Origin of the sequence: Chryseobacterium sp. CFS2, from assembly GCF_036543225.1 — a bacterium.
GTDB lineage: Bacteria > Bacteroidota > Bacteroidia > Flavobacteriales > Weeksellaceae > Chryseobacterium > Chryseobacterium culicis_A.
In genome coordinates this window covers 249169-263631 of record NZ_JAZHQU010000004.1, presented here as the reverse complement: position 1 = coordinate 263631, position 14463 = coordinate 249169, and the positions used below count along the sequence as shown (strand labels likewise).

Below are 14463 nucleotides of genomic sequence, written 5' to 3'. Positions count from 1 at the left end.
GCAGTGTTTTACCAATTATTTCCTGACATGATCAGCACCTGGCTTTCCGTTCCGTATTTGATTTCGTTAAGGAAGATTTCTTTCCCTTCATCCAATGGAATCATAGAAATACCTCTGCGTTCATATTCTGATTCAAGGGTGGAAGAAACCATTCCGGCACCTTTCCAAGGTCCCCAGTTGATAGAGATCACTTTTCCTTTTAATCTTTTATTTAAAGCATTGGCGTAATCATCCAGTACACTGTTGGCAGCAGCATAATCTGTCTGACCTTTGTTGCCGTATACGGAAGCAATACTTGAGAACAATACTACAAACTGGCAGTCTGTGCGAAGTTGTTCAGCCAATACACGCAGGGGTTTTACTTTGGTATCAAATACACGTCCGAAAGAGCTTGTCGTCTTTTGTTTGAATAGTTTGTCTTCTAAAAGACCTGCTCCATGGATGACTCCGTCCAAACGGTTATATTTTTCATAGATACTGCTGATCAGATTACTTAATCCTTCTTCGTCGCAAAGGTCTAATGATTGGTAAATAATGGTATTTCCAAGGTTTTCCATATCACGGATGGTACGCAGAATCTGATTGTTTTTGAAAATCTTTGTGGTTTCCTTTTCTATTTCTGCAGGAGATGTGAATTGACCTGATTTGATTAAGAAGCTTCTGATTTCTTCTTTGGTTTTCATTCCTTCAAAGTCTTTAGCCGAAAGTTCATTTCTTGGGTCAGCAGATCTTCCTACCAGAATATAAGTACACGGATAAGCCTGAGACATATGCTTCACCAATTCAGCCGTGATTCCTTGAGCACCTCCCAATACCAGGATTACAGATTTTTTATCCAATTGAATATGCGCTTCATTCAGACTTGTTGATAATGGAGAAGGGATAATATCTACTTTGTGTCGCTGGTCATTTTTGTAAATGATTTCGGCAGGTTTATCGTTGGTCAAAATCTCTTTTAAAGTAATCTCAGCAATCTGATCTACTTCCTGAGGAGTACTTAGGCTGATCAGTCTGCAAGTGGTATTGTCAAATTCTCTTGCTAAACTTTTGAAAAGTCCCGGATATCCCTGGTGGTGGCGTAATACGGTTACATCAGAAATTTCCTGAAGATGTGCAGGAATATCAGAGATCAGATATACCCATTTTGCTTTATCAAAATCCAGCTTTTTGATCAGATCTACATGGTCGATAATGCTTGGTTTATCAACTGTTGAGAACAGGTCCAGCATAATTAATCCATCAACATTTGAAAGATCTTTTTCTGAGTCTACCAATTCTACGATGGCTCCATGTTTTTCCAGTGCTTCCCTGATCGCTGAGGTTTGCTTGCTGTCATCCTGAGTGATGGCAAAACGTTTTCCCTGCAATACTTCTGTATTTTGTACTAAAGAAGCATCGGTTGGAGTAATATCAAAGCGAAGTCGGGATAATACATTTTGAGCTGGCTCTGCAATGTCTGTTGCTTTTACTTCCTGAGCTGCTTCATTGGTTTCCCCATTCATTTCGCTGATCCAGCTTGCCAGACCACGAAGGGTTTTAATGGCAGCCAGTTTTTCCATAACATCGTCTGCCTGTTCAAGGTTTTGGCCAAAACCAATTTTGGTTTTAAGATCACCGATGATTTCCATACGTTTAATGGAATCAATACTCAGGTCAGCTTCCAGATCAAGATCAAGACCTAACATTTCTTTTGGATAACCTGTTTTTTCACTTACAATAGTTAAAATGGCATTCTGAAGATCTTCAAGAGAGAATGCCGGCTGTGTCTGTGATTTTGAAACTGATGATTCAGCTGCTGTTTCGATTTTTTCTGAGGCAGTTGTTGTATCTGCTCCCGAGAATTCTGTAAGCCATGAAACAAGGCCGCTTAACGTTTTTATTCCGGCTAATTGTTCCATAACGGTATCTTCACTGGTGTTTCCGTTGCCCAGAGTTCCCAATTCATTACGAAGTGTTCCGATAATTTCTACTCTTTTAATAGAGTCAATACTTAAATCAGCTTCAAGATCCATTTCCATACCCAGCATTTCCTGTGGATATCCTGTTTTATCACTTACCACCTGAAGTAATAAGGATTTGATATCTCTTGACGGAGCTTGTTTTACAGGAACCACAGCTACAGGTTTTTCCTGATGAACAGGCTGATCCGGAATGGCAGATATAGGTTGATGTGCAGGAGCTGGTATTGGTGAATGGTATACAGGAGCAGGGAATGCCTGAGGATTCTGTCCCATAAAGGAAAGCATCACATCACGCTGTGCCTGTATCATTAATTTCATGCTGTTTAAATATTCCTGCAGCATACGTTCAGCAGTAGACTGAGCTTCAGTTGCAGGTGCCTGTGGGTTATTCGTAAAATTGTTCATGGGAATAGGGTTTATTAGTGGCAACGCACCATTAGATGGCAGATTACCAGTAGTTGGATGGGCAGTTTGCCCGTTAACACGCCAGATAGCAGGGCTTTTCTTGTAAAGCTCAGGTTGGTTGATATCAATAACCTTAACGCTTCTGCCATCAAAAAGTTTATTAATATTGAAGCTGCGGCCTGTTCCTAAATATTGAGCCAGCATGCAAAGCAGATGACTGAATTTATTACGGCTGTTGTCTTCAACGTATAAGGTAAGCTGATCTTTTTCCAGGCAGGATTTGGCCAGTCCGGTAAGTACTTTTCCTGGTCCTACTTCAATGAAGATCCTTGCCCCATCATTATACATGGCCTGAAGCTGTTCTACAAACCTTACAGGCTTTACCAGATGATCAGTAAGTCTTTCTTTTATTTCTGAAGGATTCGCTGGATATACTTCTGCCGTGGTATTGGACCACACAGGAATCTGCATTTCCTGGAAAGGAACGTCTTTCAAGACTTCAGCATATAAATCCTTGGATTTTGCCAATAATGGACTGTGGAAAGCACATGCTACTTCCAGTTTTTTAGCAGAAATACCTTCCTGTTTAAGAACCTCCAGTAATGTATTAATCGCTTCTGTACTTCCTGCAATGACACATTGGGTAGGAGCGTTGAAGTTCACAGGGTAGCATCCTTCTACTTTAGCAATAATGGGCTGTAAACGTTCTGCTGTAGCACTTGCAGCCAGCATTGAACCAGGATCTCCACCTTCCACAGAATCTAAAATAGACTGCGCTCTCTGAACACTTAAGTCAACCAGTTTATCTTCTCCAAATACTCCGGCAAAGCATAAAGCCGGTATTTCACCATAGCTGTGGCCTGCCAGCATATCCGGAATAATACCCAATGATTCCAGGAATTTAGCCAGTGCAAGGTCTACAATTCCTAAAAGAGGTTGTGCTAAACGGGTATCTTTAATGGTTTCTTTTTGTTGTTTTAAGTCAGCCTCATTAAAAGTCTTAGATGGGAAAACGACTTTTTCAAGTTCAGGATACTCATCGATGATCTTACGCATAGCAGGGAAAACGACGAATAAATCACGAGCCATATTGATTCTCTGGCTGCCTTGTCCAGGGAATGTGAACGCTACTTTACCTTCTTTTTTATTTACAGTAAAAGTATCTTTTGTCTCAATCCCTAGCAGTACTAGCTCAAGCTTCATCATTAAGTCTTCAACTGTATCCGCTACAATACTGAACTGAATTGGTTTTTCCGAACTGATGCTTAAGCTATACGCAATATCTTTTAATGGAATACCATCATTAATTTCTAATAAAGCCTTAATCTGGCCTGACTGCCCTTTGGCTTCTTCATACGTATCTCCACGGAACACAAATAGTTCTGAAGGCCACGACTGCATTGCGATTGAATTATCCTGCTTAGGATGGTTGGCAATAACCGTATGGAAGTTCGTTCCTCCAAATCCGAAAGCACTGATTCCGGCATAACGGTTCTTCTCGCTCCATAGTCCACTTTCTGCATGGAAAGCAAATGGGCTGGTTTCTGCATTATAATAAGCATTAGGCTGCTGAAGGTGAAGGGTAGGTGGTTTTACTCCGTGATATACAGCCAGGGAAGCCTTGATTAATCCTGCTAATCCTGCCGCACATTTTGTATGTCCGATCTGTGTTTTTACAGAACCTAAATGAGTCTGTCCGGGTAAAGCTCCTGAACGGCTGAATAAATTAGTTAAGGCACTTAATTCAGTTTTGTCCCCTACAACGGTTCCTGTACCATGAGCTTCCACTAAACCTACGGAAGCAGCACTGATACCAGCCTGGGAATAAGCACGTTCTAATGCTCTTACCTGACCTATTTGTCTAGGAGCCGTCAATCCCAATGCTTTTCCGTCACTGGATCCGCCAACTCCTTTGATCACTGAATAAATACGGTCACCATCGCGTACTGCATCTTCATATCTTTTTAAAACAAGAATGGCAATACCTTCTCCAAGAGCAATACCGTCTGCCTCGCCATCGAAAGTAGCACACCTTCCTTTTCTGGATAAAGCATGCGTACTGGAGAACATCAGATAATCATTGATTCCGTTGTGTAAATCGGCTCCTCCGGCAAGAACCATATCCGATTTACCTAATACAAGTTCCTGGCAAGCCAAATCAATAGCGGCCAAAGAAGAAGCACAAGCTGCATCTACGGTAAAGTTTCTGCCCCCAAGATCCAGTCGGTTTGTAATTCTACCAGCGATAACATTGGCAAGAATACCCGGGAATGAGTCTTCTGTGGTATGTGGGAAGGCTTCTTTTACTTCTTCATGAAGTTCTCCGAAAACCTGTTTATAGTATCCTCTGAAACTATAGCTGTTGGCAAGGTCATTACCTCCTTCAGCTCCGATAATTACAGAGATATTTTCTCTATTGATGTGTTTTTCACCATATCCTGCATCTTCCATTGCACGTTTTGCGACCAATAAGGTCAACAATTGTGTAGGTTCAATCGCTGCAAGAGACTGTGGCGGAATTCCGAATGCCAGTGGATCGAAATCAATTTTAGGAATAAATCCTCCCCATTTGGAATGGGATACATCCGGTCCGTCAGAATCGGGATGGTAATATAATTCTTTATTCCATCTTTCATCCGGTACTTCAGTAACACTATCTTTTCCTAAAATAATATTTCTCCAGTATTCATCCAGATTTTTAGCGCCCGGGAAGATACATTCCATCCCTACGATAGCGATGTCCAGAGGTTTTTCTGTAGAAACCGGTTCCTCTGATAATGCAGCATCCTGAATATATGCGTAATTGTCTACAACACTTTGATGCAGGGCTGCCAATGAGATTACACGATTATGCATCGTAGCAACCTGTCCTATCATGTACATTCCTAAATCAAGTTGATCATCTTTAGGAATATTGACCAGTTTGTCGCCTTGGCGTTCAATACCTTTGGCGGCAATACGCAGACGGCCTACATTTAGTTTTTCAAGCTGTTCCCAGACTTGTTTCTTATCCATTCCGGCAGCAAGAAGTTTTGCTTTTTCTGTATTGAAATGGTAGGCAAATGCAGTGTTTAAACAACGTGTTTCATGTCCCGGAGCTGTTTCCAGTAAAACGGTATCTTTTGCCTGCATAGCTTGAGACTGGAACTCTTCCTGAATAGCTCCGGTTTGTACAGCCTCATGAGTATACAGATAGGCAGTACCCATCAATACTCCAATTTTTACTCCTCTTGCAGCCAATGGTGCAGCCATGATGGAAACAAATGCCGTTGAAAATGCATTATGAATTCCTCCTGCAAAAAAGACACTGATGTTCTCAGGATGGTCTTCTTTTAAAATACGTTCAATTTGTTTTTCCCAAAGTACTGTACTTGAAAGTGGTCCTACATGTCCTCCGCATTCACGTCCTTCGAAAATGAAGTTTTTAGCGCCTTCTTTCAGGAAAATATCCAGAAGAGCAGGAGAAGGAACGTGTAGGAATGATTTTATTCCGGCCTTTTCAAATACTTTGGCCTGAGCAGGTCTTCCTCCGGCGATTAAAACTACGGGAGGTTTTGCCTCTAATATATAGGAGGTCTGTTCATCTCTTAATTCCTGTGGTGCGAATCCTAAAATTCCTACACCCCATGTTTTTTCACCAGCAAGTTTTTTGGTGTCCATTACCAAAGACTTCGCGGATTCTCCTTTTAATAATGACAAAGCAACAAAAGGTAAAGCTCCGGCATCTGCAACTGCATTGGCAAATGATGGGACATCACTTACACGGGTCATTGGCCCCTGAGCAATAGGGTATTGTAATCCCAGTTCCTGAGCTAAAGAGTTGCCTTTATCAATGACATTCAGTGCTTTTGCCTGCTTCAGGTGTCCATACATGGCTTCTTTAAATCCGAAAATCAGTTTTTTCAGTGTTTTGAAGTCTTCATACAGGTCAATTCCAAGCGAAATGTCTTGTCCCATTGGGATGTAACATGTGCTAAGGTCAAAACCGGTAAAATATTGTTTCAGCTCTTCAGCGGTTACGTTTTCAGATAAAGCCGGTGAATTGGGTCTTACCAATACACGATGGTTCGCGATCACCTTAGTTTCTGTACCATTCAGTTTTGAGCATACTTCTTTCAGATCCTTAGGAACGGAACTTTCCGGGAACAATGCCAGCTGGCTGTCCAGTATAACTCCGGTTGCTCCCAGAGCTTTTGCTGCGGCTGCGGTATGGAGACCTATTCCTCCCTGTACCCACACCGGAATGCTCTGGATTTCCTTGATCACACGCTGGAATAATACAAACGTAGATTCATAGCCTACTAATCCGCCAGCTTCATTTCCTTTGATAATAATTCCTTGTGCTCCCGCCTGTTCAGCTTGTCTAGCTTCTTCTAAACTGGTTACCTGATAAATAACAGGTACATTGAGTGGCTTAGACATTCCGAATGGTAGGATCGCAAATCGTACTTTTTCCGGAATTTGAAGAGTAGTGAATTTGTCGTTAGAAAAATAAATACCATACGATGGTACGTCTATCTGGTCAAGTTGATGTAACGCTTCCTGGGCTTTCGTTAGCTCATTTCCTAAACTTAGAACGGGAAGTGCACCTGCCTGATGCAGTTTAGATATGAGGTTAACGTCCGGCTTTTCAAAAGGCGTCAATCCAATAATGGTTAGTTTTTTCATGGCGTGTTAATTGAATTATTGAATGATAGCAAGAGTTCCATAACAGAATGCAAGGTCTTTCGATCGTAAGACCATTACTCTTTGCTACGATATAGTAAAAATTATTTTTATTAAATCGTTAACAATAGGTGTTGTTTTGTAGTAATTATTTAATAATCTATCGGTATTGGATAGATTTTGGGTTGTGGTAGTTATATCCGGCTTTTCAAAAGACATCAGCCTGATTTTGGTCAAGTTTTTCATAGCATTTACGGTATAGAAATGATTAATGATAACTCATAGCAAAACATCAATGTTATTCATATAAATAACAATTTTTTGATATGATGAAATAAAAATAATAAAACTATAATATATCTTCAATTATAAACGTTATTTGATAATGATTTTTTAACATTAAAATATCAATTATTCAAATACTATTAAAGTATATTTATTGTTTCCTTATTCTTAGAAACATGGCCGGTACAATCTTATAAATTTTAACTATAAATATTTATAGTTAAAAAAATGTTAAGCAAATATAGGAATAAAAAATAAAATATTTCAAAAACAAGAGATTTGTTTTTAGGTATATTACAAAAAGATAATATACAATGAATAGGGTTCTGAAATGTAAGAATTACCTTTATCAATCTGATAAAATGGCAAGGCGAATTTAAATAAAATTAATCAATATAATGTGATTTAATTTGAATTATTTGTGAATTTTTTCTATCTTTTTGATAAATAAACAGATAGGTATTTTTAAGAATAATTTAAATATCTTTCCGAAATTCATAAAAAAACAGTAAGTATCTGATATACTTACTGTTTTTGAATCGGTTGATTGTTGAGTTTTTTTGAACGAATAAGGCTTTTAAAGATGATCTCGGATCAATTATATTAAAATACCTTTTATTGAATCAAATATCTGGTGAGCTGCTTATATAAAGAACGGTAGGAATTAAAATATACTTAACCCATACTGCTTTGCCAGATCTAAAATCATATGATATCCGGCCAGTGAATTTCCATGCTGATCTAAAGCAGGGCTGAATACTCCGATTCCTATTTTTCCGGGAACACTTACGGTAATTCCGCCTCCTACGCCGGATTTGCTAGGTAAGCCTACTGTTCTGGAATATTCGCCACTGAATTCATACATTCCGGCTGTCAGCATCTGTGATTCTACCAGTTTCGCCATATCTGCATTTTTATAGGTGGAATCTCCGTCGAATCTTACACATTGGTTGGCAAAGAAGTAGCCTATTTTTGCAAGATCTTCAGCAGTAAGTTCAATGGAACACTGCTTGAAATAGTTGTCCAGCTGGTCTTCATTTCCTGAAATCAGTCCGCTGTTTTTCATGATGTAAAACATACCGCGGTTACGGTGTCCTGTTGATTTTTCTGATTCATAAACTGATTTATTATAATCTATTGATGAATTTTTGGTAATATATCTTACCATATCCAGTATTTTAAGGAATGGTTTCTCGCCATCTCCTGAGATCAGTGAAGTGGTAAGAATAGCCCCGGCATTCATCATTGGATTAAGAGGTTTCCCTGTCGTTTCAAGGTTTGAAAAGTGGTTGAAAGGTTTATCTGATCCAAAGTATCCCATTTTATCAAAAATATGAGCTTCTCCTTTTTCGTTTACAGCAACCATTAATGATATAATTTTAGAAATACTCTGCATGGTAAATTTCTTACTTATATCACCGGTGTTGAATACTTTCCCGTTTTTATCTACCACTGAAAAAGCGATTGCTTTAGCATCCATTTTTCCCAGTTCCGGAATGTAATCTGCTACTTTTCCCTGGGTGTAATATGTTCTGTTTTTTTCCAGGATGGTATTTAATGTTTTTTCTGAAAGAGTTGAGAGGTCTGCTGTTTTCTGTGCATAAACGATTGTGTTTAAGGAAAGAAAAGCGGCAGTGCAGATTCCTTTTGCAGAAAATAAAAAGCTGTTGTTTTTCATAGAGAAGATCTTCAAATAAAATGTTTATGATAAGCCTTAAAAAACAAAGATATAGTTTTTTAATCTTGTCAGCAATTCTCCTTTATCATGCCTGAGAATATCATTGTGGTTTTGGGCTGGCCGCATTGATACAGGAAGACTGAGGCTGTTAAAATGCATGGCAAGTTATTTAAGAATAATGAATAGACAGGCAGTTTTATTTTTAGCTTTTTTAATGTGATTAATTTTAATTCAAAATCAGTTTTATTAGTAAAAAATAAACAAATTGTTCTTTTTGGTTATATATTTTGGGATTTAATACATTAAAATTTAGAATTTTATTTGGTTTAAAATGGGCTGTAGCTATAAAAATTAAGAAAGGGCGGATTTTTTTTGCATAACTAATAGAGTAGTGAAATAACATATAAGTATGAATTTATCTATATTGTTGGAATTCAGTTATAAAATTATGTTATTTTTTCACTATTAAATGATTATTGTATTGAATTTTTTATTAATTTGACAAAAAATTAATAACACTTTTTTAATAACTATGAAAAACAACACCTATTTTGGTAGGCAGCACATCTTCAGATGGCTCCTGCTATGTTGGCTTTTGGTACCATGGGTACTACAAGCTCAAGCTCGAATTACATGGACCGCTCAGGTCGGATGCCAGGAATTCCGTGGCGAGAAAGATGATCAGGTCCCTGATAACGGAACCACCTTTTCCTACATCAATTCATCCCAATGTCTGCGCGTCTGCGAGGCATCAAATGTCACCTATGAGGTGCAGGGACCTAATGTTTCTGCCGTACAATGGACAGTCTCCGGAGGAACGGTAGCTACTTCAGGGCCCGCGAATACCATAGCCAATGTGGGCTGGGGATCAGCAGGTAACGGATCTTTACAGGCTGTCATCACCTACAATGATGGAACTGTTGAAACACAGACGATCTGTATTGTGAAGATTAACAGACCGATCGCTAAATTTGAATTACTGAACTTAGGTGATACGGTATGTAGAAATACAACGATTTATTTTGACAATCTTTCTGAACAGAACGGAGGGTCGGATATCATCAATTACTTCTGGGATTTTGGCGATGGTACAACTTCCACCGCTTTTGAACCCTCTCATTTGTATGCTAATCCTGGAAATTATACCATCCAATTAACGGTAACCAACAAGTGTGGCTGCCAGGATAAAATTAAAAAACAGATCAAGGTATTAAAAGCAGATCCTGTACAGATCAATTGTGCTTCCGTAGTATGTGAAGGAAGTACTGAGAAATACAGTGCACAGGATGGATGTAACAAAGGACAATGGAAAGTTATTGGTGGATCAATTATCAACAATAACGGTAACGAAATCGAAGTAGTATGGGATCAGGTAGATCCGCTTGACGGCTTCGGGTACGTAATGTATATGTCTGATTGTGCTTGTCCTGAGTGGACGACAATTAAAATTCCTGTAGTTTTAAAGAATGCAAAAGTTAAAGGACAGGAAGTAATATGTACTGGAAGACAGTACACATATTCAATTCCTCAATGGCCTACAACGAAAGTTCAATGGAATGTATCGGGGCCTGCAGGAGGTTTGCTGACCAATACACAACAGAGAAATGAAGTTGTTTTCTCAGCCAGTCAGCCGGGTACTTATCACCTTACTGCTAATTATTTCAATACTTTATTGACATGTGAAGGGCAGGCATCTATTGATATCATCGTAGAGGCACCGGTAGTGATAAGTGGAGGCGTAGATGAAATCTGTGCAGGAACAAGCCAGGGATTTACGGCTTCTCCTAACGTGCCTGTTATCTGGAAAGTAACCACAGGAAGTTCTACTTATACTTCTCCTGTAATGACGGGAATATTCAACTACAACTTTGCGACAGCAGGAACGTATACTATTACAGCTACTAAGCAAGGTGGAGGTTGTGAAAGTAATGCAAGAATTATTAAGGTATTACCAATTCCACAGGCTCCTAACGGAACAATCTCCGGAGAAACAAAAGTATGCCCTGGAAAACCTTATGTTTATACAATCAGCTCAGTGGATTCGGGAATGGTACCGGTTTGGAGTGTTACCAACGGAACCATTCAGGGAAGTAATGCGGGACCTTCTGTAACGGTTATATTTAACGCTGGTGCTACATCATATACAGTGTCTGCACAGAATAAATCGATCAGTAGTGCAGCATGTCTTTCGGCTCCAAAATCGTTCAATGTAACGAAACTGGATCTTAGCACAATTGTTATTAATCCAAATTCAGGACCTTTCTGTCCGAGCAGCACTCAAACTTTCAGTGCTAATCTGAATGGAATTGTTCCGGATTTTATGGAATGGTCATTTGCAAGTTCCAACTTTGGAAGTGTTATCGGAGGACAGGGTACTGCTAATATTACAGTTAACTTCAATGAGATTTCTTCAACCAGTACTACGGACCTGGTTTTAAAAATAGTAAAGTGTGGTGTGACGAAAATTATCACTATGCCGGTATCTTTAATCACCCTTCCGGTAGTGAGTTTCACAAATGTTGGTGGAATTTGTTTAGGGTCAAACCTTACTTTCACAGTTAACCAGGGAACCATTACCTCAGCAACGAATGTAACTTTCACATTCCCTGGCGGAACGTATACTACAGCCTTCAACCCTAGTGGGATTTACAGCTTCCCGAATAACGGATATATCCAGAACAATTCAGGAAATAATGTTTCTCAAACGGTTGTTGTAACGTATACAGGTACGAACGGATGTAATTATAAACCTACCGCAAGTGCTAACTTTATTGTATACCCTGAAACGATTATTACTGTTTCTCCGGTATATAATATTGCAGTTTGTGATCCTACAACAATGACACCGTATACCATTACGGCTAACAGTTCTACAGGACTTACAAATATTCTTTCGTGGCAATGGTATAAAAATAATACAATCATACCGGGCGCAACTACCAACTCATATACTATTTCAGGAGCAGGTGCTTTTGGAACTTATAGAGTACAGGCTGTAGATATTAACGGTTGTGTGGTTTCTTCACAAAACATTAATGTAACTCAGTCTTGCCCAAGCAGTGGAAACTGTACGGCAAACCCTCAGATTAACTTCGTTCCGGCATGGTCAGCTTGTAACAATATTACAGTTTCAGGTTTAACCTATAATGGAGTTCCGGACGAAATCCAATGGTTGTCTGATCCTATGCTTACGTTAGTTTCTGGTCAGGGAACAGCTTCACCGGTGTATCAGACTAATCTTGCAGGTGCACACATTGTTTTTGTACGTCTGAGATACGGTTCATGCTGGTACAGTAAAGGAGTAGAAGTAAGAAAGAATTATGAGCCTAAATTCAATATCAGTACAGTGTGTAGCGGAAACGGATACAGTGTAACGCTTTTCAACACTTCTACAATATTTGAAATTAATCCGGGATCTATTACGTATACATTTACTTCGCCGGGACAGCCTACTCAAACAGGGCAATCTGCTACTTATAATCTGGCACCAGGTACTTATACCTTTACGATGACAGTGTCTGCACCTGGGAAACCAACGTGTACCACTACGCAGACTATTACATTAGCTCCGATTCCTAATACATCATTCCTGGTTCCGGCCTGGTTATGTGCACGTTCGCCTATTACGTTCAGTCCAATAACCTATGTTCCGGGAAATACATATACCTGGATCTTTGATGGTACATCGTATATTACGACAGGGTCAGATGCTACGATAACGTATAATACTGCAGGAACAAAAACCATTCAGCTGAAAATTAGAACTCCTCAGGGATGTGAATATCTTTCTGCTGTCATTGGTGTGAATGTGAAAGAGGCAACTCTTGATGGTGATATAGCGCCTCCTGTTCTTGTAGCATGTATTGGAAGTGCTCCTAATATCGTATTTACCAGTACGCTTGGATCTCCTAGCCAGTATATCTGGATGAATGGTTCTCAGCCTGTATCAGGAGCGCCAAACTCTCCTGTGTTCACGCCAACACAATCTGGTAACTACTGGCCGGTGCTGGTATCATCAGATGGATGTAGAACAAGCATTATGAGTACTAAAGCGATCCCTGTGACACTTAAAAATCCTCCATATGTTAACATATCCGGAGTGGCTAATATCTGTGAAGGATCTTCAACAGTCCTTACTGGTATTGTAACGGATAATACATTGGAATATCAATGGAAAAAAGGAAATTCAATCGTTGTACCATGGACTTCTGCTCCTTATCCAATTGCTCTAAGTACAGGGCCATTAACGGCAGGTACGTATGTTTATACTCTGGAAGTAAGAACTCCGGGTACATCAGGATGTACAAGCAGTAAAAGCTTTACGGTAACGGTAAATAGTCCGCCAGCCCCAATTTCGGTAACCTATAATATGGTAAACTGCCAGCCTTATCAGGTTGTGTTAACAGCATCAGGTCCATCTGCAGGAGTTTACAATTGGAGTAACGGAATGACAGGTCAGTCTATTACGGTAAATGAAGGGGGTGCTTATCAGGTTATTTACACTGCACCAAGCGGATGTAAAGTAGTAGGCAATACTCAGGTTCCATTAAGCCTTGAGAGTCTGATGTGGGTGTTCCCAACAGGATGTTATGATGAATGTCTTAGAAAGAATTATGTTTTAGGACCTAAAGGAATCTTTGATCATCATGAGTGGCAGTTGTTCGGAAATAATATCCAGAGCGGAAACAATGATTATATCTATCCGTTGTATATTAATGCTCCGGGAACATATCAGCTTCAGATCGATCATTTGGGATGCCAGTTTACTTCGGGAACCATGAATTACTATCCAGGTAAAGAATGTGGATTCGAAACAGAATGTAAGCTGGAAGCAAATATCAAAGACATGAAATGGGCTGGAGATCACTATAAAGTATATGGTATGATCTACAATGGCGGAAGCCAGCCTATAAGCCTTACTGTTTCAAGTCTTAATGGATTTGGAGTTTATATTCCTTCCATTATTACTATTCCGGCAGGTGGTGTATATGATATGAACGCTAATCCGTTGGCATTCTATCCAAACTCAAGCTTCCAGGGTACTGATGAGATCTTATTCTCAAATGAAACATGTAAGTTTACTACCAAAGCGGTAGATCCTAACTGGATGGGTATGAGAAGTGCAGGAAGAAATGTAATGGCTGCTTCAGTTTCTTCTCTGAAAATGATACCAAATCCTGCGAAGGAAAAAGTGAAAATCTCGTATAATACAGGTAATGAAAAATTACTGGCAAAACAGATTACAGTTTTTGATGCCATGGGCAATGTCAAATTCCGTAAGGAACTGAAAACGGCTTCCGGAGAGGTAGACGTAGAAGTTACAAGCTGGCTGCAAGGTGTTTATATCGTTATTGTACAAACGGGAGATACATCATTACAAGGAAAACTAATTAAAAATTAGTAGCTTATAAAGCAGTGTTCTCTTCGGAGAGCACTGTTTTTTTATAGTATGTGATAATTAAATGAATT

Annotated in this window: 3 protein-coding genes; 1 reads left to right on the top strand and 2 read right to left on the bottom strand. The window is 39.3% G+C overall.

The window, feature by feature from the left end:
- Positions 1–8: 8 nt before the first annotated feature.
- Positions 9–7034 (bottom strand): SDR family NAD(P)-dependent oxidoreductase, encoded by a 7026-nt coding sequence (locus ODR02_RS11070; RefSeq protein ID WP_309512481.1) that lies wholly within the window; start codon positions 7032–7034, stop codon positions 9–11.
- Positions 7035–7980: 946 nt separating this feature from the next.
- Positions 7981–8994 (bottom strand): glutaminase A, encoded by a 1014-nt coding sequence (glsA, locus tag ODR02_RS11065; protein ID WP_209788806.1) that lies wholly within the window; start codon positions 8992–8994, stop codon positions 7981–7983.
- Positions 8995–9526: 532 nt separating this feature from the next.
- Between glsA and ODR02_RS11060 the strand changes: the two genes are divergently transcribed.
- The gene (locus tag ODR02_RS11060; RefSeq protein WP_309512480.1) at positions 9527–14395 is read left to right on the top strand and encodes a PKD domain-containing protein; all 4869 of its coding nucleotides are present in this window, start codon (positions 9527–9529) and stop codon (positions 14393–14395) included.
- Positions 14396–14463 lie beyond the last annotated feature (68 nt).